The 19,233-nt window shown below is 66.3% G+C and carries 16 protein-coding genes; 11 read left to right on the top strand and 5 right to left on the bottom strand.

Translation table 11 applies throughout. The features are described from left to right. Positions 1-130 precede the first annotated feature (130 nt). Positions 131-2,599 carry a penicillin acylase family protein gene (locus ACXYMN_RS03775; RefSeq protein WP_459012099.1) on the bottom strand — a complete coding sequence of 823 codons (2,469 nt, stop codon included), beginning with the start codon at positions 2,597-2,599 and terminating at the stop codon, positions 131-133. A 156-nt stretch (positions 2,600-2,755) separates the two neighbouring features. On the opposite strand from ACXYMN_RS03775, the gene ACXYMN_RS03770 reads away from it, so the two are divergent. Together ACXYMN_RS03770 and ACXYMN_RS03765 are read left to right on the top strand one after the other, a co-directional pair. Further along, positions 2,756-3,628 (top strand): NAD(P)-dependent oxidoreductase, encoded by an 873-nt coding sequence (locus ACXYMN_RS03770; protein ID WP_459012098.1) that lies wholly within the window; start codon positions 2,756-2,758, stop codon positions 3,626-3,628. 435 nt (positions 3,629-4,063) lie between these two features. Next, positions 4,064-6,871, top strand: coding sequence for an Rne/Rng family ribonuclease (locus tag ACXYMN_RS03765; protein ID WP_459012097.1), 2,808 nt, complete (start codon positions 4,064-4,066; stop codon positions 6,869-6,871). A gap of 149 nt (positions 6,872-7,020) precedes the next feature. Here ACXYMN_RS03765 and ACXYMN_RS03760 read toward each other — a convergent pair whose 3' ends face one another. Continuing rightward, complete coding sequence (locus ACXYMN_RS03760) at positions 7,021-7,356, bottom strand: sulfurtransferase TusA family protein (protein WP_459012096.1); 336 nt, start codon at positions 7,354-7,356, stop codon at positions 7,021-7,023. Between the two features lie 79 nt (positions 7,357-7,435). Between ACXYMN_RS03760 and ACXYMN_RS03755 the strand changes: the two genes are divergently transcribed. From ACXYMN_RS03755 to ACXYMN_RS03740, 4 genes are all read left to right on the top strand, one after another. Then, complete coding sequence (locus ACXYMN_RS03755) at positions 7,436-8,188, top strand: cytochrome c biogenesis CcdA family protein (protein WP_459012095.1); 753 nt, start codon at positions 7,436-7,438, stop codon at positions 8,186-8,188. A gap of 110 nt (positions 8,189-8,298) precedes the next feature. Beyond that, the gene (locus ACXYMN_RS03750; RefSeq protein ID WP_459012094.1) at positions 8,299-9,528 is read left to right on the top strand and encodes a hypothetical protein; all 1,230 of its coding nucleotides are present in this window, start codon (positions 8,299-8,301) and stop codon (positions 9,526-9,528) included. Further along, positions 9,525-10,901: a cytochrome P450 gene (locus tag ACXYMN_RS03745; RefSeq protein WP_459012093.1), complete on the top strand. Its 1,377-nt coding sequence runs from the start codon at positions 9,525-9,527 to the stop codon at positions 10,899-10,901. The genes ACXYMN_RS03750 and ACXYMN_RS03745 overlap by 4 nt, the downstream gene beginning before the upstream one ends. 99 nt (positions 10,902-11,000) lie before the next feature. After that, a complete protein-coding gene (locus ACXYMN_RS03740; RefSeq protein WP_459012091.1) occupies positions 11,001-11,906 on the top strand; it encodes a fructose bisphosphate aldolase in 906 nt (301 codons plus the stop codon). A 198-nt stretch (positions 11,907-12,104) separates the two neighbouring features. On the opposite strand, the gene ACXYMN_RS03735 is transcribed toward ACXYMN_RS03740, so the two are convergent. After that, entirely contained in the window at positions 12,105-13,397 is a 1,293-nt protein-coding gene (locus tag ACXYMN_RS03735) for an O-acetylhomoserine aminocarboxypropyltransferase/cysteine synthase family protein (protein ID WP_459012090.1), read from the bottom strand. Positions 13,398-13,655: 258 nt separating this feature from the next. Here ACXYMN_RS03735 and ACXYMN_RS03730 point away from each other — a divergent pair, with 258 nt between their 5' ends. Continuing rightward, positions 13,656-13,865 carry a hypothetical protein gene (locus ACXYMN_RS03730; RefSeq protein WP_459012089.1) on the top strand — a complete coding sequence of 70 codons (210 nt, stop codon included), beginning with the start codon at positions 13,656-13,658 and terminating at the stop codon, positions 13,863-13,865. Between the two features lie 19 nt (positions 13,866-13,884). On the opposite strand, the gene ACXYMN_RS03725 is transcribed toward ACXYMN_RS03730, so the two are convergent. Both ACXYMN_RS03725 and ACXYMN_RS03720 read right to left on the bottom strand, forming a co-directional pair. Then, positions 13,885-14,889: a hypothetical protein gene (locus tag ACXYMN_RS03725; protein ID WP_459012088.1), complete on the bottom strand. Its 1,005-nt coding sequence runs from the start codon at positions 14,887-14,889 to the stop codon at positions 13,885-13,887. A gap of 82 nt (positions 14,890-14,971) precedes the next feature. Further along, on the bottom strand, positions 14,972-15,661 hold the full coding sequence (locus ACXYMN_RS03720; RefSeq protein ID WP_459012087.1) for a metal-dependent hydrolase: 690 nt from the start codon (positions 15,659-15,661) through the stop codon (positions 14,972-14,974). A gap of 320 nt (positions 15,662-15,981) precedes the next feature. Here ACXYMN_RS03720 and gatC point away from each other — a divergent pair, with 320 nt between their 5' ends. From gatC to ACXYMN_RS03700, 4 genes are all read left to right on the top strand, one after another. Then, positions 15,982-16,269 carry an Asp-tRNA(Asn)/Glu-tRNA(Gln) amidotransferase subunit GatC gene (gene gatC / locus ACXYMN_RS03715; RefSeq protein ID WP_459012086.1) on the top strand — a complete coding sequence of 96 codons (288 nt, stop codon included), beginning with the start codon at positions 15,982-15,984 and terminating at the stop codon, positions 16,267-16,269. Next, entirely contained in the window at positions 16,269-17,750 is a 1,482-nt protein-coding gene (gene gatA / locus ACXYMN_RS03710) for an Asp-tRNA(Asn)/Glu-tRNA(Gln) amidotransferase subunit GatA (protein WP_459012085.1), read from the top strand. The genes gatC and gatA overlap by 1 nt, the downstream gene beginning before the upstream one ends. Before the next feature lie 34 nt (positions 17,751-17,784). Continuing rightward, positions 17,785-18,480, top strand: a complete 696-nt coding sequence (locus ACXYMN_RS03705) for a hypothetical protein (protein ID WP_459012084.1) — start codon at positions 17,785-17,787, stop codon at positions 18,478-18,480. An 83-nt stretch (positions 18,481-18,563) separates the two neighbouring features. Beyond that, the gene (locus tag ACXYMN_RS03700; protein ID WP_459012082.1) at positions 18,564-19,148 is read left to right on the top strand and encodes an N-acetylmuramoyl-L-alanine amidase; all 585 of its coding nucleotides are present in this window, start codon (positions 18,564-18,566) and stop codon (positions 19,146-19,148) included. Positions 19,149-19,233 lie beyond the last annotated feature (85 nt).

Below are 19,233 nucleotides of genomic sequence, written 5' to 3'. Positions count from 1 at the left end.
TGGCGGTATCCATAGCATAAAAATACCCGTTCACCAAAAACCGGTGCGGTACGGACGGGCCAATTTCCGCCGATCCGGTCAGATCCGGCCCGCGTCAGGCATCACAAAAGGGTTTTGTCTTAAGGGCTTGTCAGCCCTCGTCGGGCGTCAGCCAGGTTATGCCGACCGCCGCCGCCCGCGCCAGATCGGGATCCAGCGACATCGGGATGTATTCACCGCGCCGCCAAAGCTGTCCGAGGTCGTCATAATGCCGCGACAGGAAGTGCCCCGATTGCCCGGTCGCGGTGATGAAGACCGAGGAATCCGGATCGGCGAAGTCGTAGACCCCGCGATAACCCGCCCCGTGCACGTTCAGAAACGGGTTCGGCCCGCGCCCCTGGGTAAGGCCGCGCTGCAGGGTAAAGTCCCCGCCGCTGGTGGATTGGCGGATGTTGACGAAGGCCGACAGCACCGGCACCTCGCCCAGAACCTGGTGATCATGCGTGGCCTCGTGGGCATCGCCCCAGCGCAGCGAGGCGAGCGTGGTGTTGTAGGTCTCCTCGATCCAGACCAGCGCATCGTCCAGCGCCAGGCGGGCGATGTCCGAGCAGGTTTCCTCGACCGCCGAGCGTGCCACGTCGCACCATACCGACGCGCCGTCGACATCGCGGTACACGCGTTCGATGAACAACGGCTCGATGCGGGTAAACGCGTCGGCCAGCGGCCCGAGGTCGTCGCGGATCAGCCGGTCCTGCAGAAACCGCAGCCAGGCGGCATAGATCAGCGGTTCGGGCAGATGTTCGCTCATCTCGCCGTTCCAGTCCGCCAGCAGATCGAGCGCTTCGCGGCGGCGGCGTCCGGGTGTGCCTTCTGCCGCGGCCTCGCCGGTGAACCACAGATCCGCCCCGATCAGCGGCAGCAGGGTGCGGGCGGCGGCGGATACGGTATCGAGCTGGAATTCGATGAAGCTGTCACGGGTATGCACCGCGCGCCCCTGCATCAGCGTGCGCCAGCGGACGACCCTCTGGCTGTCGCCCCACCGGTAACTCACATGCATCGGGAAGGGCCGGTCGAGAACCTTGTTGTTGGTATTGCCGACAATGCCGCCGACCGGATCGACGAAGCGCGGATTGGCCGCGTAGGGCAACATGCCCTGCCAGCGGTTGGCCGCGATCCAGCCGGGGCTCGGCAGGCGGCCCTGGCTCTGGTGGTTGGCATCGCGGCGGGGCATCGCGCCGACAAGCTGCATCGCAACCCGTTCGCCATCGGCCAGTGTCAGCATCTGCGACGGCGCGACCGTGGCGCTGCTGGCCTCGATGGCGGCATCGATGCTGTGGGCGAACATCAGCCCGATGGCGGCGCTCATCGAGGTGTCTTCTGCCGACAGCGCGGTCCAGGAAAGCGACATCACGTGTCCGGGCGGGGTGATGGCCCCGAGGTCGAATTGCGTGGCGGGCAGCACCGGGCCGTTCTCGGTCCAGCGCATCGTGATGGTGACCGGCGTTGCGTCCCTGATCTCTATGATCGAGCGCCGGGTCTCGAACCGTCGCCACCCGTCAACGCCCTGATACTGTTCGCTGTTGTCGGGATTGAGGCGTTCAAGATGCAGGTCCTGATCGTCCAGGTAGGACGACGTCAAGGCCCAGCCCAGCTGCTCGGATCGGCCGACCATGACGGCGGGAATGCCGGGAACGGTGCCGCCGATCACGCCGCCCGAGGACAGCTCCAGCCGTGCCAGATACCAGATCGTCGGTGCGGTGAAGCCCAGATGCGGGTCGTTGGCCAGAAGCGCCCCGCCCGAGGCAGACCGCGACGCATCCGCCGCCCAGGCGTTCGAGGCACCGGCCAGCCCGGGTTCGGGCACCGGCCACAGCGGCCCGGTGGGCGCTTGCGGCAGGCTGGCATACCGTCCAGCGCCGGGCGCGAGGCTGGAATATTCCGGCAGCGCCGCGACCCCGGCCCCCGGCATGTCGGGCAGGATGTCGACCAGCCGTTCGGGGTCGGCCAATGCCAGAGAGGTGCGCGCGCGCAGCACCTCGTTCGACAGATGACCCGCCAGTTGCAGCGCCATCAGCTTGATCGCGGCCAGCGAATCCGCCGGTTGCCACGGCGCCAGGGGCGCGCCAAACATGAAGAACTCGGGCGCGCCCCGGCCAAGGCTGTCGCTGTTGATCTCGGCGATACGGGCATTCACCCCGGCGGCATAGGCCCGCAACGCGGCCTTGGTACGGTCATCCTGAGCGGCGAAACTTTGCCGGGCGAGGCCGTAAAGATCGAGCCTGCGCAACAGCTTGTCGGTCTCGATCGTGCGGGTGCCGAACATCTCGGAGAGGCGGCCCTGCGCCGTGCGCCGCATCAGCGTCATCTGCCAAAGCCGGTCCTGCGCATGGACGTAGCCCAGACCGAAAAACGCATCCGCATCGGTGCTGGCCATGATGTGCGGCACGTTGGAATTGTCGCGCACGATCTCGACCGGTTCGGCAAGCTCTGCCATGGTCCGCCGCGTGTCGTAGTCGGGCAGCGACCGCGAGCCGAGGTAATAGACCAGCGCCACGGCCAGCGCGCCCAATATCAGGGCGGCCCCCACCAGTCGCACCAGCCAACGGAACAAAAGCCGCATATCGTCCTCTCAGTCGCACGCAGATCAGGCGCACCGGGATCGCCCGGGCGCACGGGTCCGGGCACTAAACCCAAAGCCAGCGGTTGCCAAGGGATCGCCCGGCGGCGACAACAGCGGTCACAATTGCACAAGATGACAGAACGAGGGAGAACGGTCATGGCAAAATGCGCATTTCTGGGGCTGGGCGTGATGGGGTACCCGATGGCCGGGCACCTGCAGGCCAATGGCCATGACGTTTCCGTCTACAACCGCACCTTCGCCAAGGCGGAACGCTGGGCCGCAGAACATGGCGGAACCGCGCAGCAGACACCGCGCGCCGCCGCCCAGGGTCAGGACTTCGTGATGTGCTGCGTCGGCAACGACGACGATTTGCGCAGCGTTTGCCTGGGCGATGACGGGGCCTTCGCGGGCATGGCCGAGGGCGCGGTCTTCGTCGATCACACCACGGTCTCGGCAGAGGTCACGTCCGAACTCTATGCCGCCGCCAAGGCCCGCGGCATCGCGTTCGTCGATGCGCCGATCTCGGGCGGGCAGGCGGGGGCCGAAAACGGTGCGCTGTCGGTGATGTGCGGCGGCGACGCGGACGCCTATGCCAAGGCCGAACCGATCATCGACGCCTATGCGAAACTGTGCCGCCGGATCGGCGAAAGCGGGGCTGGCCAGATGACCAAGATGTGCAACCAGATCGCCATCGCGGGGCTGGTGCAAGGCTTGTCCGAGGCGCTGCACTTCGCCGAGAAGGCGGGCCTTGACGGGCGCGCCGTGGTCGAGGTGATCAGCCAGGGCGCCGCCGGGTCGTGGCAGATGCAGAACCGCTCCGAGACGATGCTCGACGATCATTTCGATCACGGCTTCGCGGTCGACTGGATGCGCAAGGATCTGGGCATCTGCCTGCAGACGGGCGATGCGGTCGGGGCGTCGCTGCCGGTGACTGCGCTGGTGGATCAATTCTACAAGGACGTGCAGAAGATGGGCGGCGGACGGTGGGATACATCGAGCCTTATCAAACGGTTGCGCGCGCCGGGCTAAACCCTTCGCCAGCCTCGCGGCGCTTGGATCAAAGGCTTGAATTGGTCATTGTGTTTTGACGCTTTTCCCGCGTAAGGTGCAGATGTTGGCGAAGAGATGTCTTTGCCCCCGAATTCGCTGAACGGGCAGGGGCCCATGGACCGCTACGGTTTGCCTCGTCCTGACAGACCGATACGGCCACACCGGCCACCTCACTCTGCCTGCGCCTCTCTTTACGGGTGACGGGCAATCTAGTCGGCGACGGTCCAGGCAATTGCCCGGTGCGCGCCAGGGACAACATGCGATGATACGCGCGATACAGACGAGGCAGGACAGGCAGGGCGCATTCGTGTTCGCTTGCCGCCCGCGTATCCGTGCATCGCTCAGACAAGACACAGGCTTATCCATCCTCCGCGCCGACAGGGGCGGGGGCTCGAGGCCGTGCAAACGGACAATATGGCAAAGAAGATGCTCATCGACGCCACCCACGCGGAAGAAACCCGCGTTGTGGTGGTGGACGGAAACAAGGTCGAGGAATTCGACTTTGAATCGGAAAAGAAGCGGCAGCTCGCCGGTAACATATATCTCGCCAAGGTAACACGGGTCGAGCCGTCGCTGCAGGCGGCCTTCATCGACTACGGTGGCAACCGCCACGGCTTCCTCGCGTTTTCCGAAATTCACCCGGACTATTACCAGATCCCCGTCGCCGACCGTCTGGCGCTGATGGAGGAAGATGAAGCCCAGGCCCGCGCAGAGGCCGAGGACGAGGCCCCCAAGCCGAAATCCCGCCGCCGCACGCGCAGCCGCAAGGCCGAGCCCGAAAAGGCCGAGACCGGTGACGTGGTCGCCACCCGGGATGCCGATGGCGTCGCAGGGATGGAAACCATCGACCTGTCCGAGGACGACGACGACACCGGGACCGAAGGCCTCTCGCCGATGGAAACGGTGGCCGAAACTCCGGTGGAAGAGCCCGAGTCCGACAGCGATGCCGAGACCGATACGGACGCAGGCGCGGACGCCGAAAACGGTGCCGACGCGGCCGAGGATGCGGCGATTGCCAAGTCCGAAGGGGCCGTCGCGCGCGACGCAACCATCGAATCCGTAGCCGACGACGACACCGAGGAAGACATCCGCCCGGTGCGCAAACCCCGGGCGCGGCGCTACAAGATCCAGGAAGTGATCAAGGTGCGCCAGATCCTTCTGGTGCAGGTGGTCAAGGAAGAACGCGGCAACAAGGGTGCTGCGCTGACCACCTACCTGTCGCTGGCCGGGCGGTACTGCGTGCTGATGCCCAACACCGCCCGTGGCGGCGGCATTTCCCGCAAGATCACCAATTCCGCGGATCGCTCCAAGCTCAAGGAAATCGCCTCGTCGATCGAGGTGCCGAAGGGCGCGGGCCTGATCGTGCGCACGGCGGGTGCCAAGCGCACCAAGACCGAGATCAAGCGCGACTACGAATACCTTCAGCGCCTCTGGGAACAGATCCGCGAGCTGACGCTGAAATCGATCGCACCGGCCAAGATCTACGAAGAGGGCGACCTGATCAAACGCTCGATCCGCGACCTCTATAACCGCGAGATCGACGAGGTCTTCGTCGAGGGCGAACGCGGCTACCGCATCGCCAAGGACTTCATGAAGATGATCATGCCGTCCCACGCCAAGAACGTGAAGCTCTACACCGACGCGATGCCGCTGTTCGCGCGCCATCAGGTCGAATCCTACCTGTCGTCGATGTTCAATCCGACGGTGCAGCTGAAATCCGGCGGCTACATCGTGATCGGCGTCACCGAGGCGCTGGTGGCGATCGACGTGAACTCGGGCCGGGCCACCAAGGAAGGCTCGATCGAGGAGACGGCGACCAAGACCAACCTCGAAGCCGCCGAGGAAGTGGCCCGTCAGCTGCGTCTGCGCGACCTTGCGGGTCTCATCGTGATCGACTTCATCGACATGGACGAGCGCAAGAACAACGCCGCTGTCGAGAAGAAGATCAAGGACAAGCTCAAGACCGACCGCGCCCGCATCCAGGTGGGCCGGATCTCGGGCTTCGGTCTGCTCGAGATGTCGCGTCAGCGTCTGCGCCCGGGCATGATCGAGGCGACGACCCAGCCTTGCCCGGCCTGCCACGGCACCGGCCTGATCCGGTCGGACGACAACATGGCGCTGCAGATCCTGCGCCAGATCGAGGAAGAGGGCACGCGCCGTCGCTCCAAGGAGGTCTGCGTCAAGGCCCCGGTCGTGGTCGCCAACTACCTGATGAACCAGAAGCGCGAACATATCGCCCAGATCGAGCAACGCTACGGGATGGCGGTGCAGGTCGAAGGCGATCCGACACTGGTATCGCCCGATTTCTCGATCGAGAAGTTCAAGACCTCCTCGCGCATCGTCCCCGAGGCGACGGCACCGGTGGTGTCGGTCGATACCTCGATCATGGATGCCATCGACGCGGACGACGCAGCGGCGGCCGCCGAAGCCGAGGCATTGGCCGACGCCGAGGCAGAGGCCGAAGCGGCGTCCGATCGGTCCGAGGCATCGTCCGAAGCCGACGCCAGCGCGGACGAGGATGATCAGAAGCCCAAGAAACGCCGTCGTCGGCGCCGGCGGAGCAAGAAGAACGGCAACGGTGACGGACAGGACGCGCAGGGCAACGGCGACGCCGAAGCCTCTGACGACGACACCGGGTCGCCGGAACAAGGTGCCGACGCGACGGACGCGGACGCGGCGGACGCGCCCGCCGACAAGCCCAAACGCACCCGCACGCGCAGTCGCAAGAAGCCGACGGCCGACGCTGACGCGGGGCTAGAGACTGAGGCCGAGGCCGGGGCCGGAGCCGAGGATGCGACGGTTGCGCCGTCGGATGCCGACGCGCCCGCGCCCGCGCCCGAGGCGACAGAGGACAAGCCGAAGTCGCGCCGTCGGGCACCGCGCCGCAAGAAGGCGGAACCGGAACTGGCGGAAGAGGCTCTGGATGCCAGCGCCGCATCGGAGCCGGTGGCTGAGAACGAGGCCGAGGCTGTCGCCGCGCCCGAAGCGGCACCCGAGCCGCAGCCGGAACCTGTCGCCGTCGACGAAAAGATCGCCGAAACCCCGGCCGAACCCGAGCCCGCAGCCGCTGAAACCGGGCAGGCCGCCCCCGCACCGGCACCCGAGGAAACCGCGATCGCGGTTGACGAGGTGCGCCCGCTCGAGACGGTGGACGGCGCGGATTTCGCCGATGAAGAAGCCGACAAACCGAAAAAGCGCGGTTGGTGGAACCTCGGTCGCTGACCAAATCGGGCGCGGAATGTTCCTGACATCCCGCGCCCGACGAACCGCATGATCTCTGAATGAACATGGGGTCAAACGGATCGACGGGCAGCCCCTCTCGGCGCACCGGACGGCCCTGATGCGGCCCATGCCCGGTTGTTGCCGACCGCTCAGGCCTTTTCGATCACCCAGACCATCGCGTCACCGTCGGCGCGGCTTTCGACCAGCCGGTGCCCGCTTTGTTGGCAGTAATGCGGCATGTCCACGACCGCGGCGGGATCATCGGTGATCACGGCGATGCGCTCGCCCGCGGACAGGGCCGACAGGCGCTTGCGGGTTTTCAGTACGGGCAGCGGGCAGAGCAGCCCCCGGGCGTCGAGATCATGGGTCATGCCCGTCGAGATAGGCAAGGCACGCGCCGCTGTCCAGTCGATCCGGATCTCGCCCGCGACCGTGCCCCGCGCGCGGCGGTCGCCCCGGTCCGGGGCCCGCCCGGCGCGGTGCAAGACGATGTTTCAGAGCGGCCACGGGCATGTGAGCCGCGGGGGCGTGACGCCGCCTGTCGCATGCCATAGGACTTGGCCCATGTTCGGAATTGAGATCATCGATGCCAGCCTGCTGCCCGCCATGGTCGTGGCGCTGATCGCCGGTGGCCTGTCCTTCCTCAGCCCCTGCGTGCTGCCCATCGTGCCGCCTTACCTGGCCTATATGTCAGGGGTCAGCGTCAGCGAGATGCAGGGCGGCGGCTCGGCGCGGGCGCGGGCGGGAATGGCGGCGCTGTTCTTCGTCCTGGGGCTGTCGACCGTCTTTGTCCTGCTGGGCTTCACGGCGTCCTGGCTGGGGTCGCTCTTTCTGCAGAACCAGGTGATGCTGGCGCGGATTTCGGGTGTGGTGGTGATCGTCTTCGGGCTGCACTTCCTGGGGGTGTTCCGCATCCCGTTCCTTGATCGCGAGGCGCGGATCGACGCGGGCGATGCGGGCGGCTCGGCCTTTGGCGCCTATGTTCTGGGGCTTGCCTTCGCCTTCGGGTGGACGCCCTGCATCGGCCCGCAACTGGGCGCGATCCTGTCGCTTGCGGCCTCTGAATCCAGCGCCACGCGCGGCGCGCTCCTGTTGGCGGTCTATGCCGCCGGGCTGGGCGTTCCGTTCCTGGTGGCGGCGCTCTTTCTGACCCGCGCCATGGGGTTGATGAACCGGATCAAGCGGCATATGGCGCTGATCGAGAAGGTCATGGGCGCGATGCTGGTGGCCGTCGGGCTGGCGCTGGTCACCGGTGCGTTCACCGCGCTGTCGTTCTGGTTGCTCGAGACATTCCCGGCCCTCGCCGCGCTGGGGTGACCGGATCGGTCGCCGCGCGCGCCGGTCCGCCGAATTGTGCATCTCTCGCCTTAAACGCGCCGCGAAGGCAGGGTATCTTCGCACCCACACGCGATGTGGAGGACGATGGCATGGGCAAGGATCAGGGGCAGGTGGCACGCCGCCGGGTGTTCTATATTCCGGGCTACGATCCCATTCACCCGCGCCGCTACCGCGAGCTCTATCGCAAGGAGGGCACCGCGCAGGCGAAGATTTCGGGCTATGAGATTACCCTCAGGCCGAAGACCACCAAGGGCCCCTACGGCTGGCATGTGGACAGTGTGATCGACGGGCAATCGGCCAGCGCCGATGTCGAGGTGCTGGTCTGGTCCGATATCGTCCGAGGGTCCATGTCGACGTCGATCCCGGCGACCTATCTGAGCCTCGCGCGCACCGCCTGGGTCTATATCGGCTCGGGCGCGCTCTGGCGGCTGATGCGGCTGCGCAAGGGGCCGGTGATCGCCGCGCTCTATCCGATCGGCATGTTGCTGGTTCAGGCCCTGGTTGCGCTTCTGGCGATGTGGGGCGTCTATCGCGGGGTGCAGCTCATCGGTCCGTTGCCGGACCTTTTCGCCCGCACCTTGGGCGGGTTGGGCGGCGCGGCACTGGGTCTTGCAATTCTGCGGTGGTTCAAGGCGAAAGACGGTAAGTTCTTTGCGTATTACCTCATGCACGACTATTCCTATTCGGCCCGCCATCAGGGCGCCCATCCGCCCGAACTGGAAGCCCGGCTGGCCGACTTCGCCGACCGCATCGCCGAGGCGCTGACGTCGGATGTCGACGAGGTGCTGGTGGTCGGGCATTCCTCGGGGGCGCATCTGGGGGTGTCGATCCTTGCGGACCTCATCCGTGCAAAGCGGGTTCCCGCGAACGGTCCACGTCTTGCGTTTCTGTCGCTGGGCCAGGTGGTGCCGATGGTGTCCTTCCTGCCCCGGGCCGACCGGATCCGCGCCGACCTGCACTATCTTTCCACCCGTGACGAGCTGGTCTGGGTCGATGTCACCGCCCCCGGCGATGGCTGCGCCTTCGCGCTTTGCGATCCGGTCGCGGTGTCGGGCGTCGCGCCCGAGGGCAAGCGCTGGCCGCTGGTCTTCTCGGCGCAATTCACCCGCTCGCTCAGCCCCGAACGCTGGCAAGAGCTGCGCTGGCGGTTCTTCCGCCTGCATTTCCAGTATCTCTGCGCCTTCGACCGTCCGCGCGACTACGACTACTTCCAGATCACCGCCGGTCCGGTGGCGCTGGCCGCGCGCTACGCCGACCGTCCGCCCTCGGCCAGCCGGATCGACGTTGCGGTGTCGAAATACACCTCCATGGCGGCATGACACCGCCCAAGCCCCGCGCCCGGCCCGACCGGGTATCGCTCTGGCGCTATGCGAAGCTCTTTCGCGAGGACATCCTGTCGGCACAGCCGGCCCGGCTTTACCGCGCGTGGATGGCCGAGTTTCGCACGCCGTTTTTCCGGTCCTACCTGCTGAACCAGCCCGACCTCGTGAAGACCGTCCTGAAGGAGCGCCCCCGCGATTTTCCGAAATCGGGGCGGGTCAGCGAAGGGTTGCGACCGTTGTTGGGCAACAGCGTGTTCCTGACCAACGGGGACACCTGGGAACGCCAGCGCCGGATCATCGATCCGGCCTTCGAGGGCGGGCGTCTGCGCGACACCTGGTCTGCCATGTGGGCCGCGGGCGAAATGGCCGTGGCGCGGCTGGGTGCGCAGCCGGGCACCCCCATCGAGGTCGAGGCCGAGACCAGCCATGCGGCAGCCGACGTGATCTTTCGCACGCTTTTTTCGATCCCGATCGAGAACGAGACCGCGCAGGCGGTGTTCCACGAATTCCGCGCCTACCAGCGCAGCCAGCCGATCCTCAATATCGCGGCCTTCGTGCCCCTGCCACGCTGGATGCCGCGGTTCTTCCGCAAGGATACCAGGGCCGCCGCGCGTCGTATCCGGGATCTGATCCGGCAGTTGACCGAGCGGCGCATGGCCGAGATCGCGGCGGGAACCGCGCCCGACGATCTGGCGACCAAGATCATGACCACGCGCGATCCCCAGACCGGAGAGACCTTCACCGCCGAAGAAATGGTCGACCAGGTTGCGATCTTCTTTCTTGCCGGGCACGAGACCTCGGCCTCGGCGCTGGCCTGGGCGCTTTACCTGCTGGCGACCCATCCCGAATGGCAGGACCGTCTGGCCGAGGAGGCGCAGGTGCTGACCGGCGATTTTTCGGACATGAGCAAGCTGCGTGTCAGCCGCGATGTGTTCCGGGAGACGCTCAGGCTCTATCCGCCGGTCCCGATGATGGTCCGTGAGAATACCTGCCCCGAACGGTTTCGCGACCGCGCCGTTCCACCCGGATCGCAACTGGTGTTGAGCCCGTGGCATCTGCATCGTCACACGCGGTTGTGGGACAGGCCGGACGCATTCGATCCCGCCCGCTGGGTCACCGAGAATGGCAGGACCTGCGCCCGCGACGCCTATATTCCGTTCTCGGCAGGCCCGAGGGTCTGCACCGGGGCGGGCTTTGCGATGGTCGAGGGTCCCTTGCTGCTGTCGATGATCGCGCGGGCCTACCGGATCGCGCCGGTGCCGGGCAAGATCCCCGATCCGGTGGCGCATCTGACGGTGCGGGCCCGCGACGGGATTCACCTGTCCCTGACGCGCAGGGACGCCCGAGAGGACGTAAAATCAGTCAGTTAGCGCTAAACTTAGCGCTAACGCCGACGCCATCCATCTATCCATGCGCCTGCCGTTGTCGTATGAGAGGCGCAGTTTTCAAGCCCCGGAAGGATGACGCGCATGGCCCCGAACCCAGATATCTTTGCAGCCCAGAAACGCAGGATCGCCGAGGGGCAGGGCTTTATCGCGGCGCTGGATCAATCCGGTGGCTCGACGCCGAAGGCGCTGCGGCTCTATGGTGTCGACGAAAGTGCCTATGACGGCGACGAGGCGATGTTCGCGGAGATTCACCAGATGCGGTCGCGGATCATCACCGCGGAACCGTTTTCGTCCAGGTCGATCCTGGGCGCGATCCTGTTCGAGAAGACCATGCGCGGCGAGGTCGAGGGCACGCCCACGGCGGACGCGCTCTGGCAGGACCGCGGCATCGTGCCGTTCCTCAAGATCGACAAGGGGCTCGAGGACGAGGCCGATGGCGTGCAGCTGATGAAGCCGATGCCCGGGCTCGACGCGCTTCTGCAAGAGGCGGCGGGCCGGGGCATCTTCGGCACCAAGGCGCGATCGGTGATCCAGTCGGCGAACGCGGCGGGCATCGAGGCCAATGTCGCCCAGCAATTCGACATCGCGCGGCAGGTGATCGCGGCGGGGCTGGTGCCGATCATGGAACCGGAAGTGAACATCCATTCCGAGACCAAGTCCGAGGCCGAAGAGTTGCTGCGCGACGCCATCCTCGCGCATCTCGATACGCTGGAAGACGGCCAGGACGTGATGCTGAAGCTGACGATCCCGTCGGAGCCGGGTTTGTACAATCCGGTCGCCGATCACCCCCGGGTGCTGCGGGTCGTGGCCCTGTCGGGCGGGTATTCGACGGATGAGGCCTGCGAAAAGCTGGCGAAAAACCCAAAGATGGTCGCCAGCTTCAGCCGGGCACTGACCGAAGGTCTGTCGAAGGGCCAGTCGGATGCGGAGTTCACCGCGGCACTGGGGTCGAACATCGAAAAGATCTTCAACGCCTCGGTGGCGTGATCCTGGCCTTTTGATCCGGCGGGGCGGGCGCGCCAGCGCGCCCGCGCATGTCGTGTCGCCGGTGCCGGGCACCGGCTCCGGTTGCCTCCGGCGGGCGTTTTGCGGGAAAGATGAAGCGGGGTTCGACGCGCCTTTGACCCAAGGTGCGCGAGGGGCAGCGGCGCGTCGTGCCGCCGCCCCCGGGGGTGTTGCGCCGCGTCAGCCGCCGGCCTTGGCCAGGGCCTGGTCGAGGTCGCGGATCAGATCGTCGGCATCCTCGATCCCGATCGAGATGCGCACCACGTTCGGCGCGGCCCCGGCGGCTGTCTGCTGCGCTTCGGAAAGCTGGCGGTGGGTGGTCGAGGCCGAATGGATCACCAGGCTGCGGGTATCGCCGAGATTGGCCACATGGCTGAACAATTCAAGCGCATCGACGAACCTGATGCAGGCATCGTAGCCGCCCTTGAGCGCCACGGTGAAGAGGCCACCCGCGCCCCTGGGACAGATGCGTTCGACCCGGTCGTGATAGGGCGACGAGGGCAGGCCCGCATAGGTGACGGCCTCGACCGCGTCATGTTTTTCGAGCCAGGCCGCCACGGTTTCGGCGTTCTCGACGTGTTTCTTCATGCGCAGGGACAGCGTCTCGATCCCCATCAGCGTGTAATGCGCGGCTTGCGGATTCAGCGTCATGCCAAGGTCGCGCAGGCCGATGGCGATGCCGTGGAAAGTGAAAGCCAGCGATCCGAACGTCTCGTGGAACTTGAGGCCGTGATAGGCGGGCTCGGGGGCCGAGAGCGAGGGGAACTTGTCCGAGGCGGACCAGTCGAAGGTGCCCGAATCGACCACCACGCCGCCGGTGACGGTGCCGTTGCCGGTCAGGTACTTGGTCATCGAATGCACCACCAGCGTCGCGCCATGCTCGATGGGTTTGCACAGGAAGGGCGTGGCGGAGGTGTTGTCGACGATCAGCGGCAGTCCCGCGCTGTCGGCGATCTTGGCGATCGCGTCGAGGTCGGTGATGTAGCCGCCGGGATTGGCAATCGATTCGCAGAAGATCGCGCGGGTGTCGTCGTCGATGGCGGCGGCGATGGCGTCGGTGTCGTCGAAATCAACGAAGGTCGCGGACCAGCCGAAGCGCTTGATGGTCTGGCTGAACTGCGTGATCGAGCCGCCGTAAAGCCGTGTCGACACGACAATATTCAGGCCCGGGCCCATCAGCGGGAACAGCGCCATGATCTGGGCCGCGTGTCCCGAGGAACAGCAGACCGCGCCGACGCCGCCTTCGAGCATCGCCATCTTTTCCTGCAGCACCGCCACGGTCGGGTTGGTCAGGCGCGAGTAGATGAAGCCCACTTCCTGAAGGTTGAAAAGCGCCGCGGCGTGGTCGGCATCGCGGAACACGTAGCCGGTGGTCTGGTAGATCGGCGTCTGGCGCGCGCCGGTTGTCGGATCGGGGCGGCAGCCGGCATGGATCAGCAGCGTGTCGAAGCCGTATTGCGGTTGGTCGGTCATGGGGGTCCCTCGCGTTTGTCGGTCGAGCGGCACGCTACGGGATGATCCCGCCGCATGGAATAGGTAGCATGCGGAACCTGCGGCGCGACGCATGGCGGACCTTGTGCTATGCTGGGCGCATTGAGGGTCTCATGCGCGCAACGAACCGCACCCTGAGGAAAGGTCGGCCCCATGATCATGCGCGTCTTTCAAGTTCGTACGCGACCGGGAAAAGAGGACGCCTTCGCGCGCTTTTTCCATGACACGGCGATACCGTTGATGAAATCCACCGATGGCATTGTCGAGGTTTTGCCGGGGGCCGCGCGCCCGGACAGCCCGCGCGATTTTTGCTTCGTGATGATCTGGCGCGATCTCGACGTGCTCAGGGCATTTGTCGGGGACGATATCGACACGCCGCATATCGACGCCGCAGAGTCGGCGCTGGTCGAAACGCGCCGGATCACGCATTACGATCTGGTGCCTGGCTGATCCGCCCGCGCGGCAAGGTCTAGCGCATCCAGAAGCCGTTGCGCTTGATGCGGTTGCGGATCGCCTGTTCCTTGCGCGGCAGGTCGTCCCGGTCGAACAGCGCGCGCACCTTGGCGCCGCGGCCCTGGTAGACCATGCGCTTGATCGGCTCATGGCCCTTGAGCACCTTCTTGACGCGGTTCGGGGCGGTGATCGCATGAAGCGTGTCGATCACGCGATCCGATTCGCGCGCATAAAGCAGCGGCAGCATCCGGTAATGGCAGGACGTCTGGCCATCAAGCCAGCCTGCGGGCAGGCTGTCGCGCCCACCGCCGAGGCCGTGAATGACCAGCGGCAGGGCGACCTGGTCGAGCCAGGGATCGAGGCTCTGGCAGACCAGTTCGCGCGGGGCGTCGTCGCGGATCGTGCGCGCGGTGTCGAGAAAGCGTTCGGCAAAGGGTCGGGCGGCCTCGTAGTAGAAATAGCCCGCGTTGAAATAGAGGTAGCGCCGCCAGTATTCGTCCGGTTGCGACAGATCGAGCGAGCTTTCGAAATCGAGACCGAAGCGGTTGTAAAGGCTTTTCCAGATCGCGGTGTAGCCCGGGCCGTACAGCTCGATCACGGGCCAGGTGCCTTCGCGCCGCAAGGACGCCGAGGGCCGGGCGAAGTCGAACGGCACCGCGCCCAGATCGCCGGTGATCAGCGTGTCGGTGTCGAAAAAGATGAACGGTTCGTCCGGGGGCAGGGCGAAAAGCGCCTCGATCTTGTTGCCGTAGGGATAACGCTGGCCGAAATGCACGCTGTCGAAGGGCAGCAGGGTTGCGCCCTGATCCTCGAGCAGCGCGCGCAGTTCGGGGTCCGCGATGCGCGGGTCGTGATCCCAGAGCGGACCGGGCTGCGGCTCGGCGATGAAAAGGCGGAACCGGTCATCCGGGGTGGTGGCGCGAAGCGACAGCGCGAAAAGCGCGGCCTCATAGCCGAGCCGCCCGTCCTGACCGACGATCAGGACGTTGATCCGCTTCGGCGGGGGGGTCTTTTTTGCCATCTGCTCTCGTCTTGCCGTTTGACGGGCAGGGTAGCGGAAGGAGGGCGGGCCGGGAAAGCCCTCCTGCGGGTTTCGCGACCAATCAGAGTTCGATCGGCACCAGAACCTCGGGTTCGATGACACGGGTGTCGGGCAAACCCGCCCTGAGTGCCTCGGCGGATTGCTCGAGCAGGGGAAAGGTCTTGTAGTGGCAGGGAATCACCATCTTGAAGTCGAAGAACGTCCGGGCCGCATAGGCCGCGCGTTCCATGTCCATGGTGAAGTGCCCGCCCGCGCAGAGGATGGCCGCGTCCGGGGCGTGCAGGTCGTTGAAGATCTTCATGTCGGCCATGACATCGGTGTCGCCCGAGACATAGAGCGTGTGGCCGTCCGCCGCGATCATGAAGCCGCATTCGCTGCCCGCCGCCACCGGGCCCGCATCGGTCTTGAATGTCGAGGAATGGGTGGCGTGCACCATGGTGATCCGTGCGCCGCCCAAATCGATGGTGCCGCCCTTGTTGAAGCCGATCGTCTCAAGGCCCTGATCGCCGAGGTAGGTCGCAAGGTCCGCGATGGCGGCCACCGGCACCGACGCTTCGCGCGCGATCTCGAGGACTTCGTCGGCATGGTCGAAATGCGCGTGGGTCAGCAGGATATGGGTGACGCCCTCCAGGGCCTCGGCGCGGCGTGCGTCGGGAAAGACCGGGTTTCCGGCAAGCCATGGATCAAGCAGGATCACCGCGTCCGCCGCTTCGATGCGGAACGAGGCATGGCCGAGGAAGGTCAGTTTCATCGCGTGAAGCTCCGTGTGTTTGGCATTGGTTTCAGTGTAGCGCGGGGATTTCAGTGTAGCACGGGCGGCGCGCGAGGCGAGGGCAACGGGTCGCGGGCCGGGCAGAGCCCGTCCGCCCCCCGTGCGAGAGGCCAGCCTCTCGCGCTCTCCGGCGTTTAAGGGAAAGATGAAGGGGGGCGGCTTGCGTGGCTGCGCCCGGGATCGCGGCGCGGGTTTTGCCGATTGCACAACCTTGCCGCCCGGGGTTGGCTTGCGGGGCGGCGGCGAGGGCGATAAACGCAGGCTCAATCAGGACGGACCATCAGAAGAGGTCGCAACAGATGTCGATCGACGAACGCACCGCAGCACATGTGGCAAAGCTCGCCCGGATCCGGGTGGAGGATGCGCACCTTCCCGAATTGGCGCAGGAATTCAACACGATCCTCGGTTTTATCGAGCAGTTGGCCGAGGTTGACGTCGACGGCGTTGAACCGATGGTGTCGGTCACGCCGATGCGGCTCAAGCGGCGCGCGGACGAAGTGACCGACGGGCATCAGCAGGACAAGGTGTTGTCGAACGCGCCCGATGCGCGCGAGGGGTTCTTTGCGGTGCCGAAGGTGGTCGAGTGATGTCGGACTTGTCGAAGTTTAAGATCGCCGAGGCGCGCGATGCCCTTGCCAGGGGCGATGTGACCAGCCTTGAGCTGACCGACGCCTGCCTTGCGGCCATCGACGGGGCCGATGCGCTGGGCGCCTTCGTGCACAAGACGCCCGATCTGGCCCGCGACATGGCCCGGGCGGCGGATGCGCGGATCAAGGCGGGCGAGGCGCAGGCGCTGACCGGGATCCCCTTGGGCATCAAGGATCTGTTCTGCACCAAGGGCGTGCCGAGCCAGGCGGCGAGCCGCATCCTCGAAGGGTTCCTGCCGGAATACGAATCCACCGTGTCGGGCAAGCTCTTCGATGCGGGCGCGGTCATGCTGGGCAAGCTCAACATGGACGAGTTCGCCATGGGATCGTCGAACGAGACATCGGTTTACGGCAATACCGTCAATCCCTGGCGCGCGGGCGATCAGGACCTGACCCCCGGTGGCTCGTCGGGCGGGTCCGCCGCCGCCGTGGCCGCCGATCTGTGCCTGGGGGCGACCGGCACCGACACCGGCGGCTCGATCCGCCAGCCCGCCGCCTTCACCGGCATTACCGGGCTCAAGCCCACCTACGGACGCTGTTCGCGCTGGGGCATCGTGGCCTTTGCCTCGTCGCTCGACCAGGCGGGGCCGATGGCCAAGGACGTGCGCGACTGCGCCATCATGCTCGAGGCGATGTGCGGGCACGACCCCAAGGATTCGACCTCGGCGGATCTGCCGGTGCCGGATTTCGAGGCGATGCTGACCGGTGACATCAAGGGCAAGACCATCGGCATTCCGCGCGAATACCGGATGGACGGCATGCCCGACGAGATCGAGGCGCTCTGGTCAAACGGGGCCGCGATGCTGGCGGATGCGGGCGCGAAGATCGTCGACATCTCTCTGCCGCATACCAAATACGCGCTGCCCACCTATTACGTCATCGCGCCTGCCGAGGCGTCCTCGAACCTCGCGCGCTACGACGGTGTGCGCTATGGCCACCGGGCCAGGCTGGCACAGGGCGACGGCATCACCGAGATGTACGAAAAGACCCGCGCCGAAGGCTTCGGCGCCGAGGTCCAGCGCCGGGTCATGGTCGGCACCTACGTGCTGTCGGCGGGGTTCTACGACGCCTATTACAACCGCGCGCGCAAGGTCCGGACCCTGATCAAGCAGGATTTCGAGCAGGCCTTCGACCAGGGTGTCGATGCGATCCTCACGCCCGCGACGCCCTCGGCCGCCTTCCCGCTGGGGCAGATGGAAGATGCCGATCCGGTCAAGATGTATCTCAATGATGTGTTCACGGTGACGGTGAATCTTGCGGGGCTTCCGGGTATCTCTGTTCCGGTGGGCGTCAACGCGCAGGGTTTGCCGCTGGGATTGCAGCTGATCGGGCGGCCCTGGGAAGAAGGCGATCTGCTGAATACCGCCTACGCGCTCGAACAGGCGGCGGGTTTTGTGGGCAAGCCTGCGAAATGGTGGTAACGCGCCGGTCACAGTTCTAGGAGAGATGCGAACCATGCGGGTCCTGATCCTTACTTCGGCAACGCTTCTGGCCCTGGCGGCCTGCACATCCGGGATCCCGGACAGTGCTGCGGGCGTGGGCTTCGACAATTACGACGACAACCGCCGTGCCGCGGTCGATGCCCAGTTGCAGGGCACCACGATCCAGCCCCCGGCATCGGTGGACAGCGCGCCCCTGGGCAGCGGCGGGAACGACGTTGCCGACATGGCCGCGCGTGCCCTGTCCGAGAACACCAATTCCGGCCAGGCGCCGGTCGAGGCCTCGCCGTCCAATCCCGCGCCGCAGGTCGTTTCCAACTCTGCCGGGATCTCGGGTGAACAGGACTTCGGTGCCGTCTCGGACGAACGGTCCATCGCGCAGGATGCGCAGCTGATCGCCCAGAACCGCGCGCAGTACCAGTTGGTCCAGCCCGGTGCCGTGCCCCAGCGTCAGGGCAACGAGGGGCCGAACATCGTGGCCTATGCCCTGCAGACGACAAACGCGGTGGGTCAGCCGCTCTATCGGCGTGGCACCTTCGCGTCGAAGGAGAAGGAACTGCGCAACTGCAGCCGTTATGCGTCGGACGATCTGGCGCAAGAGGCGTTCCTGGCCGCGGGCGGCCCCGAGAAGGACCGCGAAGGGCTCGATGCGGACGGCGACGGCTTTGCCTGCCGCTGGAACCCGTCGGTCTTCCGGTCGGTGCGCGGCTGATCCGCTGCGATCCGGCATCGCCCAATTGCGGGCCGCGGCGGGACGGCGCGCGGCCCGACCATATCGTCCTGCACTATACCGCGATGACCAGCGCCGAGGCGGCGGTCAAACGGCTGTGCCTGCCCGAAGCCGAGGTGTCTGCGCATTACCTCATCGCCGAGGACGGGCGGCTCTGGCACCTTGTCGACGAGGCGCAGCGCGCCTGGCATGCGGGGGCAGGGGCGTGGCGCGGCATCACCGACATGAATTCGCGCTCCATCGGGATCGAGTTGGCCAATACCGGCGCGCAGCCCTTTCCCGAACCGCAGATGGCGACGCTGGAGTCGCTCCTGCCGGGGATCATGGCGCGCTGGACCATCCCGCCCGAGGCGGTGATCGGTCATTCCGACATGGCGGTGGGCCGCAAGATCGACCCGGGTCCCCGGTTCGACTGGCGGCGTCTTGCGATCCGCGACCTGTCGGTCTGGCCTGAACCGGAAGCGCCCGGGGATTTTTACACGGCGGCGCGCGCCTTTGGCTATCACTGGACCGAAGGCCAGGAGGCGGCGCTCCTTGCGGCGTTCCGTGCCCGCTTCCGCCCCGGGGCCGAAGGCGCGCTTTGTGACGCCGACAGGGCTGTGATCGCCGCTCTCGCCGACAGATGGCCCGCGCCCGGCGCGCAAGACTAGTCCCGTTCCCCTCACGATCGGACCAGAAATACTCCGGGGGGTCCGGGGGGCAGAGCCCCCCGGCGGGGGGGGGGGGGGGGGGGGG

This window comes from Roseivivax sp. CAU 1753 (assembly GCF_054482575.1).
The sequence above is the reverse complement of the archived record's forward strand: the minus strand, read 5'-3'. Positions and strand labels throughout refer to the sequence as shown.

Excerpts from the sequence above, each read along its gene's own strand:
- ACXYMN_RS03775 (WP_459012099.1), bottom strand. The coding sequence starts at position 2,599 with ATGCGGCTTTTGTTCCGTTGGCTGGTGCGACTGGTGGGGGCCGCCCTG.
- ACXYMN_RS03770 (WP_459012098.1), top strand. The coding sequence starts at position 2,756 with ATGGCAAAATGCGCATTTCTGGGGCTGGGCGTGATGGGGTACCCGATG.
- ACXYMN_RS03765 (WP_459012097.1), top strand. The coding sequence starts at position 4,064 with ATGGCAAAGAAGATGCTCATCGACGCCACCCACGCGGAAGAAACCCGC.
- ACXYMN_RS03755 (WP_459012095.1), top strand. The coding sequence starts at position 7,436 with ATGTTCGGAATTGAGATCATCGATGCCAGCCTGCTGCCCGCCATGGTC.
- ACXYMN_RS03750 (WP_459012094.1), top strand. The coding sequence starts at position 8,299 with ATGGGCAAGGATCAGGGGCAGGTGGCACGCCGCCGGGTGTTCTATATT.
- ACXYMN_RS03745 (WP_459012093.1), top strand. The coding sequence starts at position 9,525 with ATGACACCGCCCAAGCCCCGCGCCCGGCCCGACCGGGTATCGCTCTGG.
- ACXYMN_RS03740 (WP_459012091.1), top strand. The coding sequence starts at position 11,001 with ATGGCCCCGAACCCAGATATCTTTGCAGCCCAGAAACGCAGGATCGCC.
- ACXYMN_RS03735 (WP_459012090.1), bottom strand. The coding sequence starts at position 13,397 with ATGACCGACCAACCGCAATACGGCTTCGACACGCTGCTGATCCATGCC.
- ACXYMN_RS03730 (WP_459012089.1), top strand. The coding sequence starts at position 13,656 with ATGAAATCCACCGATGGCATTGTCGAGGTTTTGCCGGGGGCCGCGCGC.
- ACXYMN_RS03725 (WP_459012088.1), bottom strand. The coding sequence starts at position 14,889 with ATGGCAAAAAAGACCCCCCCGCCGAAGCGGATCAACGTCCTGATCGTC.
- ACXYMN_RS03720 (WP_459012087.1), bottom strand. The coding sequence starts at position 15,661 with ATGAAACTGACCTTCCTCGGCCATGCCTCGTTCCGCATCGAAGCGGCG.
- gatC (WP_459012086.1), top strand. The coding sequence starts at position 15,982 with ATGTCGATCGACGAACGCACCGCAGCACATGTGGCAAAGCTCGCCCGG.
- gatA (WP_459012085.1), top strand. The coding sequence starts at position 16,269 with ATGTCGGACTTGTCGAAGTTTAAGATCGCCGAGGCGCGCGATGCCCTT.
- ACXYMN_RS03705 (WP_459012084.1), top strand. The coding sequence starts at position 17,785 with ATGCGGGTCCTGATCCTTACTTCGGCAACGCTTCTGGCCCTGGCGGCC.
- ACXYMN_RS03700 (WP_459012082.1), top strand. The coding sequence starts at position 18,564 with ATGACCAGCGCCGAGGCGGCGGTCAAACGGCTGTGCCTGCCCGAAGCC.